Source organism: Pedobacter sp. AC379, from assembly GCF_979258145.1.
The window spans coordinates 4,224,990-4,251,791 of the sequence record NZ_OZ409839.1 but is presented as its reverse complement, the minus strand read 5'-3'; the positions used below and the strand labels follow the sequence as shown (position 1 = coordinate 4,251,791).

The following is a 26,802-nucleotide window of genomic DNA, read 5'->3' as shown; positions in this document are numbered from 1 at the left end:
TTAAGCAGGGTTGGGTTAAGCTTGTAAATGAGCTGCAGTAGTTAAATTATTGATACTCGCGAATGCCTGTTCGAAATCGGCTTTAATATCATCTATATGCTCAATACCGACCGAAACCCTTAATGCGTTTGGTTTTACGCCTGCCGCCAGCTGTTCTGTTTCACTTAACTGTTGATGGGTGGTTGCTGATGGCTGAATAATAAGCGTTTTCGCATCGCCCACATTTGCCAGGTGAGATACCAGTTTTAAATTATCAATAACCTGTGTTGCGTTTTCTTTGCTTCCGGCCAACTCAAAAGATAAAACCGCGCCAAAACCATTGCTTAAATATTTTTTAGCCAGATTGTTGTATTTACTACTCGCTAAGCCCGGATATTGAACTTCTTTAACCAGCGGATGGTTTTCTAACCAGGTGGCCAATTCCAATGCATTATCTACATGGCGTTGAACGCGGAGCGATAGCGTTTCTAATCCCTGCAACAAAAGAAAAGAATTAAAAGGTGATAGGGCAGGGCCAAGATCTCTTAATCCCTCAACCCTTGCACGGATGATAAACTGAATATTGCCAAATGGTCCACCGATGCCAAAAACATCGCTGAAAACCAGTCCATGGTATCCTTCAGCAGGTTCTGAGAACTGCGGAAATTTCCCGTTGCCCCAATTGTAGTTTCCACCATCAATAATAACACCTCCAATACTTGTACCATGACCACCAATCCACTTTGTTGCAGATTCTACAACAATGTTTGCGCCATGTTCTAATGGTTTAAATAGATAACCACCTGCGCCAAAAGTATTGTCTACAACCAAAGGAAGTTCATATTTTTTAGCAATTGAAGCAATTTTTTCAAAATCGGGGATACTAAAAGCAGGGTTGCCGATGGTTTCGAGGTAGAGCGCTTTGGTTTTATCCGTAATTTTATTTTCAAATTCTTCAGGCACATCCGGGTTGGCAAAATCAACATGTATGCCCAATCTTTTAAATGCTACTTTAAATTGGTTGTATGTTCCGCCATAAATATGAGAAGAGGAAACGATGCTATCTCCGGCTTCTAAAATATTGTTTAATGCAATAAACTGAGCCGCCTGACCAGATGCTACCGCTAGTGCTGCAACGCCACCTTCTAATGCAGCGATACGTTTTTCGAAAACATCATTTGTTGGATTCATAATCCTGGTATAGATATTTCCGAACTCTTTTAATGCAAATAAATTTGCGCCATGTTCTGCATTTTTAAACCCATACGATGTGGTTTGGTAAATAGGTACTGCTCTGGCACCTGTTGTTGGATCTATTTCCTGACCAGCATGTAATTGTAAGGTTTCAAATTTATATGAAGTTGACATAATTTCTTTTTTTTAATGTTGATTGATGAGCTACAGGTATAGCCTTAGCCTAATATTAACCTAACAGGGCGTATCCCGATTTCCCGGGACCTTCCAGTTTGAATGAAACAAAAAAGGAAGATTTTTAAACTACTGTATGCAACAGCACATACAAGTAACCTTACGCATGTAGCAACAAATAAAAGAAATAGAATTTTTTTCTGACTTTTTCAGGTTTGCAATGGGCTCGCTTAGCGATTGAAGATTTAATGTTTTCATCAGTTCTAATTTATATCTCCAAATAACACCTTGTTATCCGGTCAGGAATTGGCACCTTCTCTCTCTGAGGGTTGCCAGTGGGTCGTCGAGCCAGTCTCTCGCCACTTCTTTATAAATCAACCTGCGAAGATTGACTTTTATTTAGCTTTCCGCCAAATAATATTTCAAATGTCTGAATTTAATTTTAATTCACAAAATAAAATTCCGAATTAAAGTTAACTTTCTGAAAATGAGGTATGTATTTTGTGTTAAATTATTGGCTTAAAACTTTTAATATAAAATTAACGCTTAAAATTCTAAGTTTGTGTTACCTATCTAAATTTAATCATGATGAAAAATACAAAATCCCTATGTTTAGTGCTACTATTTGCCATAGGAAGTTTAAACAATGTAAGCGCTCAATTCGGAGGTTTAAAAGATAAATTATTAAAAGTAGGCACGGCCCAGGGTGCTAAAGCTTTAGGTGTAGATAGGTTTTTGAAACAACCAGCAGCCATTACAACTAATTTTGAAGATGTAAACAGAGCGGGCGAAAAACTTCCGGATTTTATCACCACTTTAAATTTAAAAGCACAACCTTTATATCTATTGCCGAAAAATCCTGATGGAGGATTTGTACTATGTGAAGGCCTTTACGAAATGACCAATAAAAGTTATTGCTTAAAAGCAGGAACTTTTGCTCCATCAAAAGGAGATGGTTATATGTTTGCGCCTGTTTTAGGCCCGAAAGAGGAAATTGTAGTATCTATTTTAAAAAGTGCTGAAAAACATCCAGATGTAGAACAACACGATATTCAGGCTTTATTATGGACAATAATTGCAAGAACTAAATTTGCTGATTATAACGGTCAGGTTAAATTAACTGCAATTAAATTATTAACACCAAAACAGCTTACTCAGCTGGAAGGTGGTGCATTAGGCGTGTTGCCATTTGATGTGATGGAAAAAGCAAAGGATCAATTGCCATCTGGTGTCAAGGCGGTTTTTGAAGCTGAAAATAATATCCGCCAATTGGTTGCTTCTGGAAATTATACCTATGCGGATCTTGAAAAATATGCAATTGTTGCGGGGATGGCTCCGCCAAGAAGTGATGTGCCAAGTGGCATCTGGACGAAACATCCTGATGGTTATTATGTACGTTATTTTCCTTCAGGATACTCAATTACCAAAGTACAGGTATACGTACCGAAAGAATTGTTAGCTAATGGAACCAAATTAATTTACGATGCAGCTGGAGATATTGCCTGTCCTGCCAATACAGGTTCGCAACGTTTGGCACAAACTAACGAACCATTGGAAGCAAACTATTCATTAAAGTTAACTACGGTTTGTAATCCAAAATAAATTTTAAGACCACGCAGGTTTTAAAACCTGCGTGGTTTACTTAAATTAACCCAGTGCCTGCGCTAAATCGGCTATAATATCATCTACATGCTCTAGGCCTACAGAAATTCGAAGTAAATTTTTAGGGGTTTTACTATCCGGTCCTTCTACTGAATAGCGGTGTTCTATTAAACTCTCCACGCCACCTAAACTGGTTGCCTGAGCAAATAACTGAACTTTGTTTACCACCTCACGGGCAGCTTCAACATCTCCTTTAACCAAAAACGACATCATTCCGCTAAAATCTTTCATTTGTTTTTTAGCAATTTCGTGCTGTGGGTGGCTTTCCAGTCCGGGGTAAAAAACAGCCTCAACTTTTTGATGGTTATTTAAATAATCGGCTACTATTTTTCCATTTTCGCAATGGCCTTTCATGCGATAAGCCAGGGTTTTGATGCTCCTGGTTAATAAAAAACAATCAAAAGGAGAGGGAACAGCCCCACCAGTTTGTTGAATATTTTTAATTCGCTCCCATAACTCATCTTTTTTTGCCGTAACTAAAATTCCACCAAGCACATCACTATGGCCACCAAGGTATTTAGTGCTGCTATGCATCACAATGTCGGCACCTAATAAAATCGGGTTTTGCAAAATTGGAGAGGCGAAAGTGCTATCGCAAACCAATGTTATGTGATTTGATTTGGCTATGTTAGCAATTGCTTCAATATCAGTTACTTTTAATAACGGATTTGATGGTGTTTCAATCCAGATCAGTTTGGTATTGGTTTTAATGCTCGATTGTATCAGATTTAAATCAGTTTGATCTACAAAATCGAATTCCAGGCTATCATTAAAAATGGTTAATAACTGTTTTTTAATTCCCCAGTACATATCATCGGGTGCAATAATATGACTACCCGGTTTCAGTACTTGGAACATGGCCAAACCGCAGGTGTTACCAGAAGAAAAAGCTGCTGCATCTTCGCCATACTCTAATTTAGCCACAGTGTTTTCTAAAGCAGACCGGTTTGGGTTACTTACCCTGCTATACATGTGCCCGCCGGGATAACCGCCATCTTCTCCACGAAAAAAAGTTGTTGATAGATTAATTGGAGGCGTTACATCACCTGTGGTACTTTTTACTAGATTAGAAGCGTGAATAGCAAGGGTTTCGGGTTTCATGATGATTTATATTTATCGAAATATTATTGGAATACAATTTAATAATTTGGTGCTAATTTAAGGTTCGTAATTGTTTTGGCAAGATTTATGTATAAAGTTTGACGAAAATTAAATTAAACAAAAATGAAAAGATTATTTATAGCTATCGCAATAGCATGTTCTACTTTAGTAATGTTACAAAGCTGTAATACCGCAAAAAGAGTAACTGCAGGTGTAACGGGTAGCAGGGGTACTGTTGTTCGTGAGTGGGTAGTGAGTAATGTTGCTTTGGAAGGTTTACCAGATGGTGCTGTTCAAGGATTATTTGGAGAAAAATCATACAAATGTTTTCAGGGAAGTACCTGGAATTTAACCAATAGCGGTAATGGTTCTTACACTTTACCAGCATCAAGTGCATGTGGTTCGGTAATGCAAACCATTTTCTGGTCGGCAGCACCTAAAGACCAGACTTTCCAGTTCAAGAAAATATTTGAAGGAGATAAAGCTAAAAATGTAACAGAAGGTTATCGTTTGGTATTAACTGATCTTTCTAGCACACAAATGATCTTAAAATCACCAATTGAATTCGGTGGTAAAACGGCAAACATCGTACTTACATTTGTACCTGCTGCAAGATAGTAGCTTAAACATATACCTGTGAAAAACATATAAGAGCACCTCTGTAAAGAGGTGCTTTTTTGTTTACCATCTTTTGGAGTTGCCACGGAAACACGGAGTTTCTTAGACTCTTTGTAGTAGGTTTTTAACCACAGATATAAATTAGAATCAGGTTTGGTCTTACATATCTTGCCATCACGCTGGGGAAACATCAATTTATACTAAAGTTTGACTGTTATTTTCCGTGACTTCCGTTTTTCCGTGGCTAATATTAACGCTACAGCTAAGCTCACCTAAAAAAGCAATCAATATCTGTGTTTATCCATTTTCATCTGTGGCTAATAATCAAGAACAACATTCAAAAATCGCGGTTTGTTACAAGAAAATGATTTTCAAATCGGCTCATTATTGTATTTTTGTTCAAAATAAATCAGGAATGAATACAACTGAGCAAGTTGAAAAAATATTAGCTGATACCAATTTATCAACTGAATTACAAAACATAGCACACAAAGTTCTTCACGGAGAACGGATTACATTTGATGAAGGTGTGCATCTTTACGAGCACGCCGAACTGGGTTACCTGGGTGTTCTCGCAAATTATATTCGCGAAAAAAAACACGGTGATAAAACATATTTTAATCGTAATTTCCACTTAGAACCAACAAATCTTTGCGTTTACGACTGTAAATTTTGTTCTTATTCTCGTTTAATCAAGCAAAAAGAGGAAGGTTGGGCATTAACCATGGAGCAAATGCTCGATATTGTTAAAAAATATGATGGCGAGCCTGTAACCGAAGTCCACATTGTAGGTGGTGTACTTCCTCAGTATGATGTAGCATTTTATTCTGCTTTATTTACCGCAATTAAGCAACACCGTCCTGATTTACATGTTAAAGCCTTAACACCTGTTGAGTATCATTATATTTTTAAGAAAGCCAAAATCGATTATGCAACAGGTATGCGTTTGATGAAAGAAGCCGGATTGGAATCGATACCAGGTGGTGGAGCGGAGATTTTTCACCCTGAAATAAGAGAGCAGATTGCCAAAGATAAATGTACCGGACAACAATGGTTGGATATACATGAAGAATGGCATAAACTTGGTATGCGCAGTAATGCAACGATGCTATACGGACATATCGAGAAATACTGGCATAGGGTAGATCATATGGAAAAACTGCGTGAGCTGCAAGATCGTACGGGTGGTTTCCAGACATTTATCCCATTGAAGTTTAGAAATCAGAATAACCAGATGAGTAATGTGGCTGAATCTTCAGTAATTGAAGATTTAAGAAATTATGCCATTGCCCGTATTTATATGGATAATTTCGACCACATTAAAGCCTATTGGGCAATGATCAGTCGTGAAACAGCGCAGCTATCTTTAAACTATGGCGTTGATGATATTGATGGCACTTTAGATGATACCACCAAAATTTATTCAATGGCCGGTGCAGAAGAACAAACCCCTGCTATGAGCACCAAAGAGTTGGTTAATTTAATTAAACAGGTAGGGCGAAAAGCAATTGAACGGGATACTTTATATAATGTGGTTACGGATTTCGAAAATGTAGTTTTTGAAGAAGAAAAAAAGCCACAGTATTATAAGTTACCTGTTGTGAATTAAGGATTGATTGAATTTAATAGGCAATTCCCATTAAATTATTCAAAATTCTCTAATTCAATAATTAATAACTCAACTATTCAAAATCAATCATTATTAATGAAGGAAATATACATCATACGCCACGGCGAAACGGAACTTAACAGGCAAGGCATAGTACAGGGCAGAGGTATAAATTCTGACTTAAATGATCTAGGTAGAGCACAAGCTGAAGCCTTTTATCAAACTTATAAAGATATTCCTTTCGAGAAGATTTATACTTCAGATTTAAAACGTACCTGGCAAACCGTTCAGAAGTTTATCGATTCGGGCTTGCCTTGGGAAAAACTTTCTGGGCTGGATGAGCTTGCCTGGGGTGTTTGGGAAGGAAAGCCGAATACTGAAGATGCACGTGATGCCTTTCGTGAGATGTTACAAAGCTGGCAGGATGGCAATTATACAGCTCATTTTGAGGGTGGCGAAAGTGTTCAGGATGTTTACGAACGTTTAAAACAGCCCATGGAAGTATTGATGAGCAGACCTGAAGAGAAAACAGTTTTAGTTTGCATGCACGGCAGGGCAATGCGTGTTTTCTTATGTTTATTGCTAGGAAAACCTTTAAGCGAAATGACTGAATTTCCACATCAAAATACAGTACTTTATAAAATGGGTTTCGAAGATGGGAAATTTTCTGTTCTCGAATTTAACAGTGCCGTTCACTTAAACGGCTTAGTAATTGAATAATACGCTTATTGCAAAACGCGAAGCGCAAAATATAATACCTTGAATAAGATTAAAATATCGGCTGTTGCCTATACCAATACCAAAGCTTTTATATACGGATTAACACATTCGGACATTATTAATAAAATTGATTTAAGTTTAGACATTCCTTCAGATTGTGCTGCCAAAGTGATTAACGGTGAGGCAGATCTTGGTTTAATGCCAGTAGCTGCAATCCCTTTGGTTCCGAATGCAAATATTGTGGCCGATTACTGTATTGGAAGCGATGGGGGAGTAAATTCGGTATTCATTTTTAGCGATGTAGCCGCAGAAGAGATTAAAACAGTGAGGTTGGATGCCCATTCGCGTACATCTAACAATTTAGCCAAAGTTTTACTGAAATTTTATTGGAAAAAGGAAGTGGAGTTTACTACAGATCCAACTGCAAAAACAGATGCATTCGTTTTAATCGGCGATAGAACTTTTGGTAAAAAAGACGATTTTACTTACGCTTATGATATGGGTGAAGAATGGAAAAACTTTACGGGATTACCATTTATGTATGCCGCCTGGGTGGCAAATAAAGAAATCTCAAAGGAATTTAAAGAAGAGTTTAATGCCGCTTTAAAATTTGGACTTGAGCATAGAAAAGAAGTTTTGCATGAACTACCAATAACGCCAAATTTTGATCTTGAGGATTATTTATACAACAAACTTCAGTTTGATGTTACAGAAGATCGTAAGAAAGCATTAAATCTATTTTTGGGTTATATTGAGCAGTTGTAGAATTTGATGTTTGAGAGAGCGTCATTCCCAACTTGATTGGGAATCTTAATGCGTTTGCTTTTAGTGCATTAAGATCCGCCTGTGCAGAGAATGACGTCCGTACTATAGTTATTTAGTGACTTTTCATTTTTCCAGCCACTTTTTCCAATGCGCTTTTCAATTTTGTTAATGCTCCGGTAATGGCTAAATCGTAAGTATTGCCTAAATTGGTAACAGCAACAGGTTCTTTGCCAGAAATTCTGGCCTCCAACAAGCATCTTTTATCGTCTAATCCTTCTTTGCTTCCGTTTTCATCTGATAAATGCACCTCCAAGCGTGTAATCAAATCACTATATCTACTCAAACCTTCATTAAGCTGAGTTTGAATTTTTTCGTCGTATTCCTGGTGGATGGTTAAATTTTTGTCGGTATTAAGTTGGATCGTCATAATTAAAAAATTAGGTTAAATTTATAATAGTTTAACATACAAGTAGGTGAATTGTTTAAATTGTTAAGGTTGCTTAATCTATTAATCTTTTATATCGGTTAACTGTAATATCCTACGATAAACCAATTCAAATGGTTAAACAAGCATTTTTTTTAACTTTTCAACAAAACAGTTGTAAAATGCTTATTCGTGTTATCTTTATGGCTTTTGTAAATTAATTTCAATTTTGGCTAAAGACACGAATAAAGAAACCCCGTTAATGCAGCAATACAACGCAATTAAAGCGAAGTATCCGGGCGCACTTTTACTATTTAGGGTTGGCGATTTTTATGAAACCTTTGGCGAAGATGCCATTAAAACGGCACAAATTTTAGGTATAGTACTCACCAGAAGGGGTACTGGCCCAAATGGCGGTGCATTGGAGCTGGCTGGCTTTCCGCATCATTCTTTGGATAACTACCTTTCCAAACTGGTAAGGGCTGGTCAAAGGGTAGCCATTTGTGATCAGCTCGAAGATCCAAAAACTACAAAAACCATTGTTAAACGTGGTGTAACAGAGTTGGTTACCCCTGGTGTAGCTTATGGTGATAATATTGTAAATCAAAAATCAAATAATTTCCTAGCCTGCGTTTTCTTCGATAAAACACAATTGGGAGTTTCTTTTTTAGATATCTCAACTGGTGAATTTTTAATTGCACAGGGCAACAGCGATTATATAGATAAACTTTTACAAGGATTTAAACCTACAGAAGTTATTTTTCAGAAATCAAAGCGACAAGTTTTTACAGAAAACTTCGGCGATCGTTTTTACACCTTTGGCCTGGATGAATGGCCATTTACTACTGATTTTGGGAACGAAACCCTGATGAAACATTTTGAAGTTTCTTCCTTAAAAGGTTTTGGTGTAGAGCGTTTGCAAAGCGGTGTTGTTGCTGCCGGGGTTATTTTACATTACTTAGGAGAAACTGAGCACCGCAACTTGCAGCATATCAGCTCAATAAGCCGTATCGAAGAAGACCGTTACATGTGGTTAGATCGTTTTACCATTCGTAACCTCGAACTGGTGAATTCGCCAAATGATAATGCGGTAACCTTATTCGATATTTTAGACGATACCTGTACCCCAATGGGTGCACGTTTGCTGCAAAAGTGGATTATTATGCCACTTAAAGAATTAAAACCAATCCAGGAACGTTTAGGAATGGTGGATTATTTTGTACAGCATGAAGAACTTCAAGGTGAGTTTATAAATAACATTAAACAAATAGGGGATCTGGAACGCCTGATTTCTAAAGTAGGTTTACAACGTGTTGGTCCCCGAGAATTGGTGGCTTTAAAACGTGCGTTATACCATATAGAAGCAGTTAAAAAACTGGCTGCTGATTCGAAAAATCCATTTCTGATCAAAATAGCTGATCAGTTAAATCCATGTTTGGCCATTAGAGAAAGAATTGAAAAAGAGTTACAGCCCGAGCCGCCAGCCTTACTGATTAAAGGAAATGTTATCGCGGATGGAATTGATGAAGATTTAGACCGCTTGCGTAAAATTGCTTTCGGAGGTAAAGATTACTTGGTTCAGATTCAGAAACGGGAGGCAGAAGCAACTGGTATTCCATCGTTAAAAATTGCTTTTAATAATGTTTTTGGTTATTATCTGGAAGTTACCCATACCCATAAAGATAAAGTACCCGAAGGTTGGATCCGGAAGCAAACCCTTGTAAATGCCGAGCGATACATTACCCCCGAACTTAAGGAATATGAAGACCAGATTTTAGGGGCGGAAGAAAAAATTCAGGCTATTGAAATCCGTTTATATAACGAACTGATGTATGAAACGGCCAATTACATCAAGCCAATTCAACTCGATTCCTTTTTAATTGCCCAGCTGGATTGTTTATTGTGTTTTGCGCAATTGGCAGTTAAAAACCATTACAATAAACCTAAAGTTACTACCGATAAAGTTCTGGATATTAAAGGTGGTCGCCACCCGGTAATAGAAAAGCAATTGCCTGTAGGCCAAGAGTATATTACAAACGATGTTTACCTGGATACCGAAAGTCAGCAGATTATCATGATTACCGGTCCCAATATGGCAGGTAAATCGGCTATTTTAAGGCAAACTGCTTTAATTGTGCTTATGGCGCAGATGGGCTCATTTGTTCCGGCGAAAGATGCAGAAGTGGGTATTGTAGATAAGATTTTTACCCGTGTTGGGGCTTCAGATAACATTTCTTCCGGAGAAAGTACGTTTATGGTTGAGATGAACGAAACGGCCAGTATTTTAAATAATATTTCTGATGACAGTTTGATTTTATTGGATGAGATTGGTAGGGGAACCAGTACTTATGATGGAATTTCAATTGCATGGGCCATTGCAGAATTTTTACATCAGCATCCTACCGCCAGACCGAAAACACTTTTCGCAACCCACTATCACGAATTGAATGAGCTGGCCAATACCATGCCGCGCATCAAAAACTTTAACGTTTCAGTAAAAGAAATGACCAATAAGGTAATCTTTTTAAGAAAGTTGATTCCTGGTGGAAGCGAGCACAGTTTTGGTATACATGTAGCGAAAATGGCGGGTATGCCATCCAAATTAATTGGGCGCGCAAATGAAATATTAAAGAAACTGGAAATAGACCGTACAGAAGGACAAAGCATTAAAGACAGTATTAAGAAAGTGCAAAATCAGGCTTACCAGTTGCAGATGTTTGCTATTGACGATCCTGTTTTGGTGAAGATTCGCGATACACTAAATAATTTAGATGTTAACGCATTAACCCCTGTAGAAGCATTATTAAAGCTGGATGAAATACAGCGATTGATAAAAAATTAACCAAAAATTCGAATGATGAATACAGCAGTTCATTAAAAGAGTTGAGTGAATGTTGATCAAGGAATTAAAAATTATGCTAAAATCTAAATATTCTTTTTCTATAATTTTAGTGCTCTCTATTTTTATAACTTCTTGTGGAACAAGGAAGTATACCGTTAAAAGTGATACAAAAGCTTCCAAAGCCGCCGATGCCATGGCGAATTTAAAAAGTAAACCACTTTACCGTTTTATCACCGATTGGACAGGGGTGAGGTACCGTTTTGGCGGACTGGATAAAAGTGGTATTGATTGCTCTGGTTTTGCTTTTTTATTGGAGAAAGAGATTTATGGCATTACGCTTCCACGCATATCACGCGATCAGGCCAATGCAGTAAGAAGAAAAGATATCGATAACTTAAAAGAGGGAGATCTGGTATTTTTCTCATTCGGTGGTAACGATGTAGATCATGTTGGTGTTTACCTTAATAACGGTTTTTTTGTGCATGCCAGTACCACAAGGGGGGTAATTGTTGATGATTTAATGTTGCCCGCCTATCAAAAGGTTTTGGTTAAATCAGGATCGGTGAACTAATCATTTTCGTAATTTCGACTGGAGTGCGCTTCCTATGAAAAATAGGTGACCTCAGTAGAAATGACTATCGCTTTCTAGGTTACAATCAATAAAACAAACCCTATCATTTTTCGTTATTCTTTTATGCGTATATTTTTTATAATCTGCTTATCTTTAGTTACTTATTCAGTTAATGCACAGGTTAAACTGCTTAAACTTGATGATTTGGATAAACGCATTGCCAACGGGAAAGATACTACCTATGTCATCAATTTCTGGGCAACGTGGTGTTCGCCATGTGTAGCCGAATTGCCAAATTTTGAAAAATTACGTTTAGCCAATTTAAAAAAGCCGGTTAAAGTACTCTTAGTGAGTTTAGATTTTAAATCAAAACTGCAAAAGGAAGTAACTCCATTTGTGAAAAGTAATAAAATTAATGCTGAAGTATTTCTTTTAAATGAGCCTGATCAACAACAATATATAGAAAGGATCGATAAGAAATGGTCTGGTGCTATTCCGGCTACTCTTTTTGTAAATAAGAAAATCAGGCGTTTTTATGAGCGGGAATTTACAGAAACAGAACTTAAAAATACTTTGTTAAACTTAAAATAGATGGCAATGAAAACAATTATTTTGATGGCATTTATGCTGATTTCACGATTCGCATTTGCACAAACTGAAGGCTATAAAGTGGGCGATGTAGTTAAAGATTTCTCGCTGAAGAATGTAGATAACAAAATGGTAACCTTGGCCGATTACAAGGATGCAAAAGGATATATTGTTGTTTTTACCTGTAATACCTGCCCTGTGGCTAAAGCTTATCAAAACCGTATCGCTGCTTTAAATGAAGTTTATGCGCCAAAGGGTTATCCAGTTATAGCGATTAATCCAAATGATGCTGGCACTGTTCCTGATGAAAGTTTCCAAAAAATGCAGGTGCTGGCCACAGAAAAGAAATTTAATTTTCCTTATCTCTTAGATCCTGACCATTTGGTAACCAAACAATTTGGTGCTTCAAGAACGCCACATGTTTTTGTGCTGAATAAAACCGACAAGGGTAATATAATTGAATATATCGGAGCGATTGATAATGACCCGGAAGAAGCCAGCCCAACAAAAATCGAATACGTAAAAAATGCCGTTAACGAATTATCTGCTGGTAAAAAACCTATAATATCATCCACTAAGGCTGTTGGTTGCAGCATAAAATGGAAAAAAGCTTAAACATAGCTTAACCACCACTGTTTGTGTGTTTCTTTGTATTTCTTAAACCATTTACATGGTAAATAAAGGGATGCTACTGCACAAAACCATATCAGGTATACAATAGGGAGATTAAAACCAAATGTTGCCGGCCTAAACCAGAACGGAATTTGTACAATTTCTTTATTGGTATGCCCTGTGGCAAAAAATACGATTACTAGTAGCGTATGCAGCAGATAAAAGTGTAGCACATAATAAAAAAATGGCACAGCACCATATACAGATGTGATTCTGGTAAACCAGTTGTTTATCTTTTCAGTAAAGGCCAAAATCAGCATTGCCGGGCCCAAAGTCATTGTTGCATATTGTAATGATGGCGGGTATTTATTGACGTTAAAAAAAGCAAGCAGGTTTTTAAATAGATCATGGTAATCTTTTCTCGGCACAGGATCGCCATATAAATTGATCAATCTTAATGCTATAAATGTAAAAAGAGTGAGTGACCCAACTATTAATAAATTACGTTTTCTACGGTCAATATTATAGTCTTTTTTGTACCACGCGCCAATGCCATAACCCACAAACATAATTCCCGTCCACGGGAGTATGGCATAAAAATCGCCGATAAGATGGTTATTGGATAAGGGAATTACAGTTCCTGAGGCCGTAAAAAACACTTTCAGAAATAAACCGCCATTGGCATCCGCTGTTGCAGGGAATACATTAAAAAGATTATGGCCAAAAACCAATACCAAACCAGTAATTAAAACCATTTTATAAGAAATACGGCTAAATAGTGCCAAAAAAATCATGCTAAAGCCAATAGCCCATATTACCTGAAGGATAATAAAATTGTAAAAAGGATTAAAGGTTAAACCAAGCGTAATCAATGCAATTTCTATTACAATTAGCCATAAGCCACGCTTCAATAAAAATGAGCTTGCTTGGGCTGGGGTTTTACTTTGGGCAGATAAGTATGCGGATAATCCGGATAAAAATACAAATGTGGGTGCGCAGAAATGAGTTATCCAACGGGTAAAGAACAAAATTCCGGTCGTGGTATCAGGATTTAATGGATCAGCAATCATTGCACCAATGTGGAAGAAATCTCTGGTATGGTCTAAAGCCATAATGATCATAACTAAGCCACGCAATATGTCAATGGATAATATGCGCTTTGATGGGGTACTGCTGTCGGCACTCATAGCAATTAGTTTGGTTGCTTAAAGATAACAATTCACAATTATTTATAAAGCCTTAATTTATTACCTTTAAATTTACCATATTGATCTTTACAGGTATTATAATGTATTGTTTAAGAAAATCGATTTAGGAATAGTTTAATTGCTGTTAATGATTTTGATGTTCCAAAAATTATAATAATATTTGTTAAGCGCTAACCGAATAATATCTTATCCTTAAATTGATCATAATCAATACCAGATGGATTTCGGTTATTTAAAATTGACCAAATTATCATAACACATCATAATGAAAAGAAGAACATTTATACAAAACACAGGCTTGTTGGGAGCAGGCGTAGTCGCATCGAAATTCTCCTTTGCGGCTAATCTCGCACCAGAATTTCCTGTGGTACGTGTGGCTGCTGCTAAACGACATTTCCAGAGTAAAGCTGTAGATGCAGCAATCAAAACTTTTCAGGCAAACGTAAAAAACCCTGAGCTTGCCTGGTTATTCGAAAATTGTTTCCCGAATACCCTAGATACTACCGTTTATCATTCTGAAAAAAATGGCAGACCAGATACTTATGTAATCACTGGTGATATTGATGCAATGTGGTTGCGCGATAGTTCTGCACAGGTTTGGCCTTATCTGCAATTTGTAAACGAAGATGAACCACTTAAAAAGGTAATCGCAGGGGTAATCATTCATCAAACACAATGTGTTTTGAAAGATCCTTATGCCAATGCATTTTACGGGGATGCTACTAAAGTTGGCGAATGGAAAACAGATAAAACCACCATGCAGCCCGGCGTACACGAGCGCAAATGGGAAATAGATTCTTTATGTTATCCTATCCGTTTAGCTTATCATTATTGGAAAAAAACAGGTGATAAAACCCCTTTTGATGCCGATTGGAAAAAAGGAATTGAAGCAACTTTGAAAACTTTCAAAGAGCAGCAGCGCAAAACAGACAAAGGTCCATACCATTTCCAGAGAGAAACTACCCAACCTACAGATTCGTTGCCAATGGCCGGTTATGGTTTCCCGGTAAATCCGGTGGGCTTAATCTGCTCTGCTTTCCGTCCGAGTGATGATGCCACAATTTTCCCTTTCCTGGTGCCTTCAAACTTTTTTGCAGTATCTAGCTTAAAACAAGCAGCAGAGATGATTAAAGCTTTGCAGCCTGATAAAACTTTGGAGAGCAATTTGTTAAATCTTGCCGATGAAGTTAATGCAGCCTTGCAAAAGCATGCAATAGTTAACCATCCAAAATACGGTAAAATTTACGCTTTTGAGGTTGATGGTTTTGGAAGTTCATACCTGATGGACGATTCGAACGTACCGAGTTTACTCGGCTTACCATATTTAGGAGCAATGAAAGTAGAAGATCCCATATACCAGAATACAAGGAAATTCGCCCTTTCAAAAGATAATCCTTACTTTTTTAAAGGTACAGCAGCAGAAGGTATTGGTGGTCCGCATGCCGGGCAAGATATGATCTGGCCAATGAGCATTACCATGCGTGCCTTAACCTCAAAAGATGATGCAGAAATTAAATACTGCATCGATACTTTACGTAAAACACATGCTGGTAAAGGTTTCATGCACGAATCTTTTAATAAAGACAATCCTGCTAATTTTACCAGGGCCTGGTTTGCATGGTCTAACACCTTATTTGGTGAGTTGCTTTGGAGAACTTATCATGAAAAACCAGCTTTATTGAAGGCTTAAAATCAAGACGGTATTTATTCAAAATCGATTGCCAATAAATACAGCGTGTTCATATAATTTTAGAGTGGAATTGAATTAATTCCACTCTTTTTGTTCGTGCGCCGGGCATGGCAATCGACTATAGGGTTCAAGTCCCGAACACGCTTAGCAGTAGGAAGTGTTAGCTCGAGACAAGGGTGTCGTGGGTGACTGCGAATCTGAAGGAAGTCCGCGGCAAATATGGGGGCTTACGAACAGAAACTGTATACGAGGCGGATTTAGTCCGGGTGATGTTGCGAAACAAACAGAAGCCCAATACTGCACGGGGACTATTACGCAGATACAGAGGCCACATCCATAGGAAGTAGATTGTCTTACCCCGGGAGATCTGAATGAGTTCTGTCAATTGTAAGCGCGATTACAGGAGAAGAAACATTTGGCAGAGATGTTAAATGCCTCAATCAGAAGTCAGCAGCGGTCGTAGTACTGCATTTTTCGGATGCAGAAAGGACCAAATGTTAGGATGGCAAAGGAAACAGGAAGTTTATGGCAGAGCGTTTACAGCGGAACCACATTAGAGAACTGCTTATATGAGGGTAGGACGGAATCCGAGAGTAAATTATAAGAGGAGCTGAGCCGAGCCGTGCAACCAATGTACACAATGCCTGGGAAGGAGTTTTTTTTTTTAGTATTATGCTTGAAGAAATATTAGACATCCGAAATGTACAAAGAGCCTTTAGGCAGGTTACTGCCAATAAGGGTGCTGGTGGTATTGATGGTATGCAGACCGATGAACTTCGCGACTACCTGAATGCTAACTGGCAGGCATTACGGAGTGATATTTTATCAGGCCATTACCGACCGAACGCTGTAAGAAAGGTAGAGATTCCCAAAGGCAGTGGTGGTAAGAGGATGCTTGGCATCCCAACGGTCATTGACCGGTTGATCCAGCAGGCCATCTCTCAATGGCTGAGCCCCAAGTACGAGGGCGACTTTTCCTCTGAGAGTCATGGTTTCCGGCCAGATCGCAATGCCCATCAGGCAGTGTTAAAGGCTCAGGAATATCTTAACACAGGTTACACCTGGATTGTGGAACTTGACCTGGACAAATTTTTTGACCGGGTAAACCATGATAAACTTATGCATCTGCTGTCAGTAAAGATAAAGGATAAGCGGACATTGAAGCTTATTCGTCTTTATTTGAGTGTGGGGATCATGGAGAATGGATTGGTCAGCCCAAGAAAAGAAGGAACGCCACAAGGCAGTCCATTAAGTCCGTTACTATCAAATGTTATCCTTCACGAACTCGATGTTAAGCTCGAGGAGCGTGGGCACAGGTTCGTGCGATATGCTGATGATTGCAGTATCTATCTAAGAAGCAGGAAATCAGGACACCGGGTAATGAGAAGTATTTCAGTATATCTGGAAGACTGCCTGAAACTGAAGGTTAACAGGGAAAAAAGTAAGGTTAGCAGGCCAAGCCAAAGTAGTCTGCTCGGGTTTTCATTCTATGGTAGCAAAGAGGGATGGAAGATGCGAATTTCATCCAAATCTCTAAGAGCGATCAAGGAGAAAATCCGGGAGCAAACTAAACGTAGCCAACCAGTTCCATTCCAAGAAAGAATATTAACGCTTAAGGAAATCATTCATGGTTGGGTTAATTATTTCTCTATTGCAGAAGCAAAGAGTCATATGACCAGACTGGACGAGTTGATGAGGACCAGACTGCGGATTGTTCTTTGGAAGCAATGGAAGAGTATAACGGGTAGAGCGCGGAATTTAATGAAGATGGGGTTGGTAAAATCAAGGGCCTATCAATTGGCCAATACCCGTAAGGGGTACTGTAGGACTGCAAACAGCCCGATATTACTTACAACCCTTGACAAGAAGTTCTTTTTGAGGCATGGACTTGATGGATTTACCAATTATTACTATTGGAAAACGACACACCAAACGAAGTTATTCTAACAAACCGCCGTATACCGAACGGTACGTACGGTGGTGTGAGGAGACAGCAGGGAAACTAATTCCCTGCTTCTTACTGGATTTATCTGATTCTGAATTTTTTTTGTTCTGATCGTTTTGAAGATGCAAAGTCCTGTTACGAATACTTTATATTTTCATATATTTTATATCCAAAATGTTACATTATTTGGTCGAATTGTGTTATTTTTATTCAACATGAATTGACCGTCTATCCGTTCACTGTAAATAGGTCTGCTTAATTTGTGATGACTTTAAACAGAAAAAGGGCGAACGTAAATAATGTTTGCCCTTTTTTGCGTTACAAATTGTTGCAGAAAGTATATTATTACATTGCAGTTCAATAATAGACCTTAAATAATACCATTTATAAGTTGATTGATACAATAATTTATCCTATTCGGGTTTTTACCTTTGGTAAACGAATTTCATTATGGAAAACACCATTAACAATCAATTCTCAGATTTAAAATTAAGTAATCAAAAACCTGCGGTTTCTCAATGGAGTGGTTTTATTCATTCAAAATGCCCAAGGTGTAGAATGGGATCGGTTTTTACCGGAGCAGTTTACGGACTTAAAATTCAAAAAATGAATGAAGTTTGTAAGGTGTGTGCATTAAAATTTGAACGTGAACCTGGTTATTTTTATGTATCAATGTTTGTGAGTTATGCCATGAATGTTGCAGAAATAATTTCGATTAGCGTTGCAGCCTATATTTTAGGTCTTGATATTGTTTATGAAAACCTGTGGTATTTCGTTTTGGTAATATTTACTGGGGTTGCTTTGCTTTCACCTTTTAATTACAGATATTCCAGAATGGTATTGTTGTATTGGCTTTCTCCGGGATTGCACTATGATCCAAGTCGTATTAATGAGCATACCGTAAAAAAATAATTTCTAATTGAAGCGCTTTCTTAAATGCATTACCTTCGCAATTGTTAAATTTGCGAATGAGAGACGTTATACCAATTCTGGATTCCTGTACATTAACTGATGGCAATCATGGTGATATTTTAGTAGATCACCTAAAGCATTATTTAGCGGTACACCAGAATCTGATCTTTCCACACCGCCACACTTTCTATCATTTCGTTATTTTTACCGCAGGCTCCGGCACTCATTCTATCGATTTTAATAAATATAAAGTTACGCCCTGGCAAATTTATTTTATGTCGCCAGGACAGGTGCATACCTGGAATTTTGATAATAAGGTAGATGGTTACATTTTCAATTTTGAAAAGGATTTTTTCCAGTCTTTTTTGTTGAAACCAGATTATTTGGAAGGTTTTTCTTTTTTTGCAGGGGCGGACCAAGGAAATGTGAAAGATTTACCGCCAGGAATTAGAAATGATGTAGAGGTACTATGTAATCAATTATATACCCAGGTAAACATAAATTCAAATAAGAATACTGATTTTCAAAGGGTGTTGCTACTTTCTCTTCTGCATTTGGTAGAACAGCAAACGGCTGTTACACAATTGCAGCAATTTCAAACCCATAACATGGTGGTATTGCGTAATTTTCAGAAACTGGTTGAAGAAAACTACTTGCTGAAAAGGATGCCAAAAGATTATGCCGAAATGCTGTTTATCACTCCAAACCATTTGAATGCAATTTGTAAAGAATTAATAGGAGCACAGGCAGGAGAGGTTATCAGGGAACGTATTCTACTTGAAGCTAAACGTTTGCTGGTGAGTGGTGAAGTGAATATTTCTCAAATCGCTAATGAACTTAACTTTAACGACAATTCTTATTTTACTAAATTCTTTAAAAAATACTCAGGTTTAACTCCAGAGCAATTTAAAAGGGATTACACCAAATAGGTTATTATTAGAAGGATGTTTTGAATAAAAAGCTATCCTCATCAAAATTATGCCAATATCAATAAGCTACCAGATCTATCTGAGCGCAATTTAACCGCCTTTTGTTAGCAGATTTATAGGCTCATTTTAAAGAAACCGCATTTATAAACATAAATAAGAAATTATTCAACCTCATTTTCAGTTGATTGATAAATTGCCCTTGTGGTTATGAGATAGGTTTTTATTTTTGCACACATGGTGGTTACGGTATTGGCTATCCTGGAAACTGATTTTGTTCCGGATAAGGCGCTTTCGAAGTTGATGAATGAACGGTTACAGCGGGCAGCAGAAGAATTGCGTGATAAACATCTTGAATTCCTATCCGATGTTGGAGAGCGTAATGCAGACCTTATTATCTATATCAGTTATAATCCTAAGTATAAAATACGTTTTCGCGTTGTAAATGATGTGCCTGCAAAAATTGAAGAGCAAGTAATCGAAATCTGTGGCAACCTGGGTTATCTGCATTGGCGAACAGGAGTACTAAACGTAGTCAGGAATCTTGGTGTTGCTTCCAACGATGATGAAGCAGGTTCGTAAAAATAAATTGTAAATCAAGACCAAAACCCCTTAATGCGGATATTGGCATGCCCTAAGCTTTTTAATAATTTGCGCAATTTCGTAACGAAATGGTGGTTACCAACAAGGTAAAACCAGGTGTGTGTTGTGCAATATCCTTGTTTTAACAGCCAATCTGTAATTTCTGTAACTGTGGTTAAGGTATTTAAGGATACAGAAAAATATTCAGATAGCAATTTCCCGCAATTTAGGTTTGGAAGCAGTACAGCACCCTCAAAACGGGCTTTTGGCATGGTGAGTTGTTGCAAAGCAAGCAGATGACCAAGGCTGCTGGAATCGCCCAATCCCACCACAAAATCTGTTGGATGTGGTGCCTGGCGCGTACTTTCCATTTTTAAATAGTGAATGGTATCACCGTTATGAAGTGCTTTTGCCCAACGACTCCCCGGACCGTCATGATCAGTATCAATCAATAGCGAGCAGGTTGCTGTTTCTACATCCCAGCCAAAAGGTGTATAGTCACGAAAAGTAAAATCATCCACACAAAGTTTGATGTATGGAATCTGGTTCCAATTTTGCATTTCTGCATAGGGAAGGTGGAGATCAATTTCAATCATATCAGAAGATTCCCAATACCGCACATCCAATACGCGTCCTGGTTTAAGCAATTGGCTTTCAATTATTCTTCCTGCCTTTTTTCTGATTTGTGTTAATATAGAGGTTTCCATTTCGTATGTTTTTACACTACAAAGAAACCTGGTTTTTAAGATGGATAAAATAGCCGAATCGTTGTAATGATAGGATTATTTCCGGTATTGCTGTCTAAACGCTATTGCTGGGGTTCCCGTTACCTTTCTAAATAAACGGCAAAAGTACGAGTGATCGTTATAACCTAAACTATGGGCAATTTCTTTAACTGTGAGTTCGCTGTAGTATAACAATCTTTTAGCTTCCATGATCACTTCCTGCTGTATCCAATAACTTGCATGAAAACCAGTATGCTTTTTAAGGGCTTCACTCAGATAAGATTCAGAAATATTTAAAAGCGAGGCATACGCTGCCGGACTTTTATTAGAATGCATTTCAGCACTCAGCAATTGTTTAAACTGCGAACTGATCTGCGCCGGACGTGACAAATTAAGGTTTAACCCAGTATGTTGACTGTAACAGCCTGCCGCCATCCCGATAAAGGATTGAAATAAAGAATGTACAATGGTGGTGTAAAACGGACTGTTGGTATCATCACTTTGCTTTTCGGTAAGAAGAAGCAATAGCTCGTGACATTGCCTCAGTTCGTTGGTATTGAGTGGGTAGGGCTGCTGAAGTGATAACTGCCCCTCAAAAACATTCCTGCATTCTCGTGGAATGAGGGAAGTATCTACAGCCACAAACCATCCTGTTGCAGCTTCATTCCGGATTCGGTGATGCACCTGAGCAGGTAAAACATAATATAGCATATTTCCCGACAAGTGCACTTCATTAAAATCAATCATTAATGATCCAATACCTTCTTCCAGCAGAAAGAAAATATAGTGGTCATCACGGTGCGCACCAAGTGTTATTGCATCATCATTCGGCAGCTCATCTTTATTAAAATGTTTAATCTGCAAGCCATGTGCAGTTCTGTCCTGTAACGAATGTACCGGGATGTAGTTCATGCCCAAAGTTACTTGTTTTGTACGCTAATTAATTTCTAATTAACTGAATTTGATTCCCCATATCGATTAACAAATTCACATTTTTGATTCTAAAACGATATAAACTTTAAGGTGAATTCACCACATATTGGCATGGTTTATGAATAAGTAAATGAAGAGCAAATAAACTTTATGAACAAATTGATCAGTGCAGAAAAACTACTTTTTGAATGCCTTATGGAACTTTCTTGCAAAGATGGGCACGAACAGCTTGAGGTAAGTAGTGCAATTAATGAGGCTGTTTTATGCGCCATGCACCGCCATACCGAGCAATTTCTTCTTCCTTTATCAAAGCTATTGAAAAAGTTTTCGAAGTTAAAATTGATGAAATCTAACTCAACCATCAAGGAGCTTGAACGCTTTCGGAAAAAGATTAAATCTTATCTTGGAGATAAAGATCCCAAAGAACAAAAGGCAGAATAAAGCTAATTGAATTCTGATAATCTGTTAAAGTCAGTCACAAATTATTTATGCAGTTCCAGGTTCAACAAAGTACAAAAAATCGCCGCTTTTAGCGGTTGTTAACAAAATATTAAATAGCAGTATATAATTTACATATTTTAATGCAAAAAAAGCATTCAGTTTAAATAACTTTGTTTTTGAATAAAGAATCGGGAAATCGATTTAGCTTGTTTTAAACCAAATAATTTAAAATGCTTTTAATTATCCTTAACATTATTTTTTGTATCTCGTTTTTAGGTTTTGCTTATGTAAACTTAAATGATAACGATGCTTTTCTTTGGGTTTCCATCTACTTAAGTGCCGCTATATCATGTGGATTGGCTGCTGCAGGTAAATTTTATCCTTTTGTATACCTTTTTTTAATCGCCTTTTACCTTATTTATGCCATCATTCTTTTTTTTGCAAAGGATGGGGTACGCGATTGGATTACAAAATACAGGCGCGAAAGTTTAGTGCAAAGCATGCAGGCAACAAAACCCTATATTGAGCAAACACGTGAATTTTTTGGCCTACTGATTATTGCAGGAGCTTTGCTGATCAATTATTTTGTTTCAGCCGGAATGACAAGTTAAAAAAGCGTTTATGATGATGAGAGCGGATGATAAGAAATTGATCGATGAAATTTTATCGGACATTGTAAAAAGTAACGTAAACGATGAGTGCAAAAACTGGCTTGAGGTAACCCTGCAATCAACCGATAGCAATGCACAGATTAGCAAGGCTTTTGTAATGGTGCCGCGAAAGACAGGGAAAGCCAGTATTAAAATTAATGATGCACAAAAAGTTTCGTTGGATAAAGCTGGAATCGGCTACATTGATACGTGGACAATTGATAGACTCAGCAGGGTATGGCTATTAAGTACTTTAAATTCAGAAAATCAGGATCAGTTATATTCCACCATAGATAGGTTGTTTTTATCGGCCGAGATGAATGAGGCCGTGGCATTATATTCAGCATTACCGTTTTTAGCTTATCCCGAAATTTGGGTAAAGCGTTGTGCAGAAGGAATCAGAAGCAATATCGGTTCTGTATTGGAAGCTATTATGGAAAACAATCCATATCCATCAGAAAACCTTAATGAAGCCGCCTGGAACCAATTGGTGCTAAAAGCCTTTTTTACCGAAAAAAATGTTAAACTGATTGTTGGTTTGCAAGAACGTGCTAATTTAGCACTGGCTTTAACGCTTACCGATTATGCAAAAGAACGTTGGGCAGCAGGGCGAGATGTAAACCCACAACTATGGCGCCTTGTGGGCAAATTTATCAATGCAGAAATTTTTGAGGCCTTAAAAATTGGTTTACAGCGTTATAATCAATCCGAACAACGTTCCATAGCGCTTGCAGTTGATGAATCTGAGTATCAACCTGCTAAGGATTATATAAATACTTTTCCGGAACTTAAAATCGCTCTTGCTGATGGGCAGTTAAACTGGAATTCATTTTAAAGATTAAAAAATCAAAATAGATAGTATATGTGTTGCAGTAGTTCAATTGAAAGAGATAAAGCATTAATGGGAACGCCTGAGGCTTTTGATATCAGTGCAGTTAAGGGGATGAAGTTTTTCGATCCGCATGTGCATATGACTTCTAGAACAACAGATGATTACCAGGCGATGGCCGATGCAGGAGTTGTTGCGCTGATAGAACCTGCATTTTGGTTAGGCCAGCCACGTACAGGATTGGATAGCTTTAGAGATTATTATAGTAGTTTAATTGGCTGGGAACGCTTCCGTTCATCACAGTTTGGCATTAAACATTATTGTACCATTGGCCTTAATTCAAGGGAAGCGAATAATGAAAGTTTAGCCGAGCAGGTGATGGAGATATTGCCTTTATTTATTTATAAAGAAGGTGTGGTAGGTATTGGTGAAATTGGTTTCGACGACCAAACCGCTGCCGAAGAAAAATATTACCGCCTGCAACTAGAACTGGCTAAAGAAGCTGGCTTGCCTGTGCAGGTACACACCCCTCACCGCGATAAGAAAAAAGGAACACAACGGAGTATGGATATTGCTTTGGAGCATGGCCTTGATCCTTACAGCATAATTATTGACCATAATAATGAAGAAACCGTAAAAGAAGTATTAGACAGAGGTTTTTTTGCTGCTTTTACCATTTACCCTTTTACCAAAATGGGAAATGAAAGGATGGTAGAAATTGTAAAACAATACGGAGCCGAACGCATTATGGTTAATTCTGCTGCCGATTGGGGCATCAGCGATCCATTGGCTGTGCCTAAAACAGCTGCCTTGATGAAAATGCGTGGTTTGAGCGATCAGGACATCGAGTTGGTTACTTACCGAAATGCGATTACTGCATTTGCTCAGAGCGGACAGATTGACGAAGCTGATTTTAATGCACAAAAAAATGTAGACCTAACCGAGAAATTTGAAGGTAATACCATTTTACGTGGCGGACAGCAACCAAAACCAGACAAATCTTCGATTATTATTAGTTAAGCGTATTGAAAAAAATAATTGTTTATCTGCGCATGATGCGCCCAGCCAATATTGTTACTTCAGTAGCCGATATTTTGGCCGGAATTGCTATTTCTGGCATTTTAAGTAACGGTTTATCCATTCCATGGCTATCCATTGTACTTTTGGCCGTATCTACAGCCTGTTTATATGGAGGTGGAATCGTTTTTAATGATGTTTTTGATGCCGATCTTGATAAAATAGAACGGCCCGAACGTGCAATTCCAAGCGGATTAATCAGCCTAAAAAAAGCTGCTGTTTTAGGGAGCTTTTTGTTGATAACTGGTATAGTTTTGGCTACATTAAATAGTGTTACATCGGGCATGTTTGCTGTTTTAGTCGCAGTTTTTGCTTTGCTTTATAATAAATTTGGCAAACACCATTCTTTTTTTGGTCCATTAAACATGGGATTATGCAGAGGCTTTAATTTACTTTTAGGCTTAAGCATTGTTCCGACTATGCTATACAGCCATTACTATTTGGCCATTATTCCGGTAATTTACATTTTTTCTATCACCATGACCAGTCGTGGAGAAGTGCATGGCGGCAATACTAAAAATTTGTATCTGGCTGCAGTTTTGTATGCCATTGTAATTTGTGCCATTACATATTTCGCTTTTGTAAACGACAGGCTGTTGTGGTCGCTATTGTTTTTGGTTCCTTTTACCTTTATGATTTTTAAGCCTCTTTTAAAAGCAATAAAACAGCCTGTTGGTAAAAATATAGGTGCTGCGGTGAAGGCAGGCGTAATATCCCTCATTTTAATGGATGCTGCCTGGGCAGTAACTTTTGATGCCCTTATTTTAGCTTTTATAATTGCTGCATTGTTGCCACTATCCATGTGGCTATCTAAATTATTCGCCGTTACTTAACAGAACATTACATTATCCAATAAAAATGGAACATTTACAACAATCTTTTACGGCACAGTACAATTACAATGTATTTTTTACTTCAGCACTTTTCTCACCTGAAAACGAGTTGCTGAACAGTTTCTTAGTGAACCTAAATCCAGCTGTTACCATAAAAAAAATCCTTTTTGTTATAGATGAAGGCGTAGCAAACACACACCCAAACCTAAATAATCAGCTTAAAGCATATTTTTCAAAATATGCTCAAACGCAGCTTATTCAGGATATTTTAGTAATTCCAGGCGGAGAGCTGGTGAAAAACGATACAAAGTATTTCGACCAGGTTTTGGAGGCGATCAATGTTCATGGTATAGACAGGCATTCTTTTGTGGCTGCAATTGGCGGCGGGGCTGTACTCGATATGGTGGGTTATGCTGCTACAGTTGCCCACAGAGGTATAAAACACATCAGGATACCAAGTACAGTGCTTTCGCAAAACGACTCTGGTGTAGGCGTAAAAAACGGCATTAATTATTTTAATAAAAAGAATTTCCTGGGCACATTTTCACCTCCGGTTGCTGTTTTTAATGATGAATTATTTTTGAAAACATTATCCGACCGCGATTGGCGTTCGGGCATTGCAGAAGCGATTAAGGTTGCATTGATAAAAGATGTCGAATTTTTCGAATGGCTTGAGGCCAATGCTGCTGCACTTGCGGCCCGCGATATGGCTGCAATGAATTATCAGATCTGGAAATGTGCCAAACTTCATATGGAACATATCCGTAGCGCCGATCCTTTTGAAAACGGTTCGGCAAGGCCGCTTGATTTTGGTCATTGGAGTGCCCATAAACTCGAATACTTAACCAATTTCGAAATCAGACATGGTGAAGCGGTTGCCATGGGTATTGCCTTAGACACTGTATATTCCAATTTATCAGGAAGGATCAGTGCTGAGGATGCACAAAGGGTAATTGCCTTAATTCAGGTGCTTGGTTTCGAATTAACCCATCCATTATTGCAGGTTACTGAAGGCAACAGTCCGATTTTGCAAGGATTGGAAGAATTCAGGGAGCATCTTGGTGGTGAGTTAACCATCACTTTGTTAACGGCATTGGGTAGTGGTGAAGAAGTACACGAAATAGATACCGAAATTTTGAAAAAGGCAGCCGGAATTTTAAATAATCAAGCACTATTTATCCAACAATAAATA

At 37.9% G+C, this 26,802-nt stretch carries 26 protein-coding genes and 1 riboswitch; of the genes, 20 read left to right on the top strand and 6 right to left on the bottom strand.

Annotated features, from left to right (window positions below; genetic code table 11):
- Nucleotides 1-15: 15 nt before the first annotated feature.
- Nucleotides 16-1,347 carry an O-acetylhomoserine aminocarboxypropyltransferase/cysteine synthase family protein gene (locus tag ACZZZW_RS18505; protein ID WP_463495599.1) on the bottom strand — a complete coding sequence of 444 codons (1,332 nt, stop codon included), beginning with the start codon at nt 1,345-1,347 and terminating at the stop codon, nt 16-18.
- A gap of 265 nt (nt 1,348-1,612) precedes the next feature.
- Nucleotides 1,613-1,723: riboswitch (SAM riboswitch) on the bottom strand.
- A gap of 209 nt (nt 1,724-1,932) precedes the next feature.
- On the opposite strand from ACZZZW_RS18505, the gene ACZZZW_RS18500 reads away from it, so the two are divergent.
- Nucleotides 1,933-2,949 (top strand): hypothetical protein, encoded by a 1,017-nt coding sequence (locus ACZZZW_RS18500; RefSeq protein ID WP_463495597.1) that lies wholly within the window; start codon nt 1,933-1,935, stop codon nt 2,947-2,949.
- Between the two features lie 45 nt (nt 2,950-2,994).
- Here the strand turns inward: ACZZZW_RS18500 and ACZZZW_RS18495 are convergent, their stop codons facing one another.
- Complete coding sequence (locus tag ACZZZW_RS18495) at nt 2,995-4,110, bottom strand: trans-sulfuration enzyme family protein (RefSeq protein ID WP_463495595.1); 1,116 nt, start codon at nt 4,108-4,110, stop codon at nt 2,995-2,997.
- A gap of 123 nt (nt 4,111-4,233) precedes the next feature.
- On the opposite strand from ACZZZW_RS18495, the gene ACZZZW_RS18490 reads away from it, so the two are divergent.
- The 4 genes from ACZZZW_RS18490 to ACZZZW_RS18475 all read left to right on the top strand — a co-directional run bounded on the left by ACZZZW_RS18490 (nt 4,234) and on the right by ACZZZW_RS18475 (nt 7,822).
- On the top strand, nt 4,234-4,728 hold the full coding sequence (locus tag ACZZZW_RS18490) for a hypothetical protein (protein ID WP_055907819.1): 495 nt from the start codon (nt 4,234-4,236) through the stop codon (nt 4,726-4,728).
- A gap of 415 nt (nt 4,729-5,143) precedes the next feature.
- Nucleotides 5,144-6,337 (top strand): aminofutalosine synthase MqnE, encoded by a 1,194-nt coding sequence (gene mqnE, locus ACZZZW_RS18485; protein WP_055907853.1) that lies wholly within the window; start codon nt 5,144-5,146, stop codon nt 6,335-6,337.
- A 96-nt stretch (nt 6,338-6,433) separates the two neighbouring features.
- Complete coding sequence (locus ACZZZW_RS18480) at nt 6,434-7,057, top strand: histidine phosphatase family protein (protein WP_055907823.1); 624 nt, start codon at nt 6,434-6,436, stop codon at nt 7,055-7,057.
- Between the two features lie 39 nt (nt 7,058-7,096).
- Nucleotides 7,097-7,822 carry a menaquinone biosynthetic enzyme MqnA/MqnD family protein gene (locus ACZZZW_RS18475; RefSeq protein ID WP_055907826.1) on the top strand — a complete coding sequence of 242 codons (726 nt, stop codon included), beginning with the start codon at nt 7,097-7,099 and terminating at the stop codon, nt 7,820-7,822.
- Nucleotides 7,823-7,934: 112 nt separating this feature from the next.
- On the opposite strand, the gene ACZZZW_RS18470 is transcribed toward ACZZZW_RS18475, so the two are convergent.
- Nucleotides 7,935-8,249: an HPF/RaiA family ribosome-associated protein gene (locus tag ACZZZW_RS18470; RefSeq protein WP_055907827.1), complete on the bottom strand. Its 315-nt coding sequence runs from the start codon at nt 8,247-8,249 to the stop codon at nt 7,935-7,937.
- 226 nt (nt 8,250-8,475) lie between these two features.
- Here ACZZZW_RS18470 and mutS point away from each other — a divergent pair, with 226 nt between their 5' ends.
- From mutS to ACZZZW_RS18450, 4 genes are all read left to right on the top strand, one after another.
- Complete coding sequence (gene mutS, locus ACZZZW_RS18465; protein ID WP_055907832.1) at nt 8,476-11,088, top strand: DNA mismatch repair protein MutS; 2,613 nt, start codon at nt 8,476-8,478, stop codon at nt 11,086-11,088.
- Between the two features lie 73 nt (nt 11,089-11,161).
- Nucleotides 11,162-11,659, top strand: coding sequence for a C40 family peptidase (locus ACZZZW_RS18460; protein WP_082458727.1), 498 nt, complete (start codon nt 11,162-11,164; stop codon nt 11,657-11,659).
- 123 nt (nt 11,660-11,782) lie between these two features.
- Nucleotides 11,783-12,250 carry a TlpA disulfide reductase family protein gene (locus tag ACZZZW_RS18455; RefSeq protein WP_055907836.1) on the top strand — a complete coding sequence of 156 codons (468 nt, stop codon included), beginning with the start codon at nt 11,783-11,785 and terminating at the stop codon, nt 12,248-12,250.
- Nucleotides 12,251-12,256: 6 nt separating this feature from the next.
- Complete coding sequence (locus ACZZZW_RS18450; RefSeq protein ID WP_055907857.1) at nt 12,257-12,862, top strand: thioredoxin family protein; 606 nt, start codon at nt 12,257-12,259, stop codon at nt 12,860-12,862.
- Here ACZZZW_RS18450 and ACZZZW_RS18445 read toward each other — a convergent pair.
- A complete protein-coding gene (locus tag ACZZZW_RS18445) occupies nt 12,859-14,046 on the bottom strand; it encodes an acetyltransferase domain-containing protein (protein WP_055907839.1) in 1,188 nt (395 codons plus the stop codon). The genes ACZZZW_RS18450 and ACZZZW_RS18445 overlap by 4 nt on opposite strands.
- A gap of 286 nt (nt 14,047-14,332) precedes the next feature.
- On the opposite strand from ACZZZW_RS18445, the gene ACZZZW_RS18440 reads away from it, so the two are divergent.
- The 5 genes from ACZZZW_RS18440 to ACZZZW_RS18420 all read left to right on the top strand — a co-directional run bounded on the left by ACZZZW_RS18440 (nt 14,333) and on the right by ACZZZW_RS18420 (nt 20,122).
- On the top strand, nt 14,333-15,757 hold the full coding sequence (locus ACZZZW_RS18440; protein WP_055907841.1) for a glycoside hydrolase family 125 protein: 1,425 nt from the start codon (nt 14,333-14,335) through the stop codon (nt 15,755-15,757).
- A 672-nt stretch (nt 15,758-16,429) separates the two neighbouring features.
- Complete coding sequence (ltrA, locus tag ACZZZW_RS18435) at nt 16,430-17,704, top strand: group II intron reverse transcriptase/maturase (RefSeq protein WP_463495586.1); 1,275 nt, start codon at nt 16,430-16,432, stop codon at nt 17,702-17,704.
- A gap of 448 nt (nt 17,705-18,152) precedes the next feature.
- Nucleotides 18,153-18,614 carry a hypothetical protein gene (locus ACZZZW_RS18430; RefSeq protein WP_055910821.1) on the top strand — a complete coding sequence of 154 codons (462 nt, stop codon included), beginning with the start codon at nt 18,153-18,155 and terminating at the stop codon, nt 18,612-18,614.
- Between the two features lie 56 nt (nt 18,615-18,670).
- Nucleotides 18,671-19,543: an AraC family transcriptional regulator gene (locus ACZZZW_RS18425; protein ID WP_055910819.1), complete on the top strand. Its 873-nt coding sequence runs from the start codon at nt 18,671-18,673 to the stop codon at nt 19,541-19,543.
- 234 nt (nt 19,544-19,777) lie between these two features.
- On the top strand, nt 19,778-20,122 hold the full coding sequence (locus tag ACZZZW_RS18420; RefSeq protein ID WP_055910816.1) for a hypothetical protein: 345 nt from the start codon (nt 19,778-19,780) through the stop codon (nt 20,120-20,122).
- Between the two features lie 14 nt (nt 20,123-20,136).
- Here ACZZZW_RS18420 and ACZZZW_RS18415 read toward each other — a convergent pair whose 3' ends face one another.
- Together ACZZZW_RS18415 and ACZZZW_RS18410 are read right to left on the bottom strand one after the other, a co-directional pair.
- A complete protein-coding gene (locus tag ACZZZW_RS18415; protein WP_055910814.1) occupies nt 20,137-20,829 on the bottom strand; it encodes a ferredoxin reductase domain-containing protein in 693 nt (230 codons plus the stop codon).
- A gap of 75 nt (nt 20,830-20,904) precedes the next feature.
- Nucleotides 20,905-21,759 (bottom strand): helix-turn-helix domain-containing protein, encoded by an 855-nt coding sequence (locus ACZZZW_RS18410; RefSeq protein WP_055910812.1) that lies wholly within the window; start codon nt 21,757-21,759, stop codon nt 20,905-20,907.
- Between the two features lie 171 nt (nt 21,760-21,930).
- On the opposite strand from ACZZZW_RS18410, the gene ACZZZW_RS18405 reads away from it, so the two are divergent.
- The 6 genes from ACZZZW_RS18405 (at nt 21,931) to ACZZZW_RS18380 (ending at nt 26,799) form a co-directional block, all read left to right on the top strand.
- A complete protein-coding gene (locus ACZZZW_RS18405) occupies nt 21,931-22,221 on the top strand; it encodes a hypothetical protein (RefSeq protein WP_055910810.1) in 291 nt (96 codons plus the stop codon).
- 230 nt (nt 22,222-22,451) lie between these two features.
- Complete coding sequence (locus ACZZZW_RS18400; protein ID WP_055910808.1) at nt 22,452-22,832, top strand: transmembrane 220 family protein; 381 nt, start codon at nt 22,452-22,454, stop codon at nt 22,830-22,832.
- Between the two features lie 10 nt (nt 22,833-22,842).
- A complete protein-coding gene (locus ACZZZW_RS18395; RefSeq protein ID WP_463495580.1) occupies nt 22,843-23,706 on the top strand; it encodes an EboA domain-containing protein in 864 nt (287 codons plus the stop codon).
- 66 nt (nt 23,707-23,772) lie between these two features.
- Entirely contained in the window at nt 23,773-24,720 is a 948-nt protein-coding gene (locus tag ACZZZW_RS18390) for a TatD family hydrolase (RefSeq protein ID WP_463495578.1), read from the top strand.
- 5 nt (nt 24,721-24,725) lie between these two features.
- Nucleotides 24,726-25,610 carry a UbiA-like protein EboC gene (gene eboC / locus ACZZZW_RS18385; RefSeq protein ID WP_235526106.1) on the top strand — a complete coding sequence of 295 codons (885 nt, stop codon included), beginning with the start codon at nt 24,726-24,728 and terminating at the stop codon, nt 25,608-25,610.
- On the top strand, nt 25,555-26,799 hold the full coding sequence (locus ACZZZW_RS18380; RefSeq protein ID WP_463495575.1) for a 3-dehydroquinate synthase: 1,245 nt from the start codon (nt 25,555-25,557) through the stop codon (nt 26,797-26,799). Before eboC ends, ACZZZW_RS18380 begins: the two co-directional genes overlap by 56 nt.
- Nucleotides 26,800-26,802 lie beyond the last annotated feature (3 nt).

What these genes read in the sequence shown, in the direction of transcription:
- ACZZZW_RS18405 (WP_055910810.1), top strand. Translation starts at nt 21,931, where the DNA reads ATGAACAAATTGATCAGTGCAGAAAAACTACTTTTTGAATGCCTTATG.
- ACZZZW_RS18440 (WP_055907841.1), top strand. Translation starts at nt 14,333, where the DNA reads ATGAAAAGAAGAACATTTATACAAAACACAGGCTTGTTGGGAGCAGGC.
- ACZZZW_RS18500 (WP_463495597.1), top strand. Translation starts at nt 1,933, where the DNA reads ATGATGAAAAATACAAAATCCCTATGTTTAGTGCTACTATTTGCCATA.
- ACZZZW_RS18495 (WP_463495595.1), bottom strand. Translation starts at nt 4,110, where the DNA reads ATGAAACCCGAAACCCTTGCTATTCACGCTTCTAATCTAGTAAAAAGT.
- ACZZZW_RS18490 (WP_055907819.1), top strand. Translation starts at nt 4,234, where the DNA reads ATGAAAAGATTATTTATAGCTATCGCAATAGCATGTTCTACTTTAGTA.
- ACZZZW_RS18460 (WP_082458727.1), top strand. Translation starts at nt 11,162, where the DNA reads ATGCTAAAATCTAAATATTCTTTTTCTATAATTTTAGTGCTCTCTATT.
- ACZZZW_RS18415 (WP_055910814.1), bottom strand. Translation starts at nt 20,829, where the DNA reads ATGGAAACCTCTATATTAACACAAATCAGAAAAAAGGCAGGAAGAATA.
- ACZZZW_RS18395 (WP_463495580.1), top strand. Translation starts at nt 22,843, where the DNA reads ATGATGATGAGAGCGGATGATAAGAAATTGATCGATGAAATTTTATCG.
- ACZZZW_RS18430 (WP_055910821.1), top strand. Translation starts at nt 18,153, where the DNA reads ATGGAAAACACCATTAACAATCAATTCTCAGATTTAAAATTAAGTAAT.
- ACZZZW_RS18470 (WP_055907827.1), bottom strand. Translation starts at nt 8,249, where the DNA reads ATGACGATCCAACTTAATACCGACAAAAATTTAACCATCCACCAGGAA.
- ACZZZW_RS18505 (WP_463495599.1), bottom strand. Translation starts at nt 1,347, where the DNA reads ATGTCAACTTCATATAAATTTGAAACCTTACAATTACATGCTGGTCAG.
- ACZZZW_RS18425 (WP_055910819.1), top strand. Translation starts at nt 18,671, where the DNA reads ATGAGAGACGTTATACCAATTCTGGATTCCTGTACATTAACTGATGGC.
- ACZZZW_RS18420 (WP_055910816.1), top strand. Translation starts at nt 19,778, where the DNA reads ATGGTGGTTACGGTATTGGCTATCCTGGAAACTGATTTTGTTCCGGAT.
- ACZZZW_RS18450 (WP_055907857.1), top strand. Translation starts at nt 12,257, where the DNA reads ATGAAAACAATTATTTTGATGGCATTTATGCTGATTTCACGATTCGCA.
- ACZZZW_RS18400 (WP_055910808.1), top strand. Translation starts at nt 22,452, where the DNA reads ATGCTTTTAATTATCCTTAACATTATTTTTTGTATCTCGTTTTTAGGT.
- mqnE (WP_055907853.1), top strand. Translation starts at nt 5,144, where the DNA reads ATGAATACAACTGAGCAAGTTGAAAAAATATTAGCTGATACCAATTTA.
- ACZZZW_RS18390 (WP_463495578.1), top strand. Translation starts at nt 23,773, where the DNA reads ATGGGAACGCCTGAGGCTTTTGATATCAGTGCAGTTAAGGGGATGAAG.
- ltrA (WP_463495586.1), top strand. Translation starts at nt 16,430, where the DNA reads ATGCTTGAAGAAATATTAGACATCCGAAATGTACAAAGAGCCTTTAGG.
- ACZZZW_RS18480 (WP_055907823.1), top strand. Translation starts at nt 6,434, where the DNA reads ATGAAGGAAATATACATCATACGCCACGGCGAAACGGAACTTAACAGG.
- ACZZZW_RS18445 (WP_055907839.1), bottom strand. Translation starts at nt 14,046, where the DNA reads ATGAGTGCCGACAGCAGTACCCCATCAAAGCGCATATTATCCATTGAC.
- ACZZZW_RS18410 (WP_055910812.1), bottom strand. Translation starts at nt 21,759, where the DNA reads ATGAACTACATCCCGGTACATTCGTTACAGGACAGAACTGCACATGGC.
- ACZZZW_RS18455 (WP_055907836.1), top strand. Translation starts at nt 11,783, where the DNA reads ATGCGTATATTTTTTATAATCTGCTTATCTTTAGTTACTTATTCAGTT.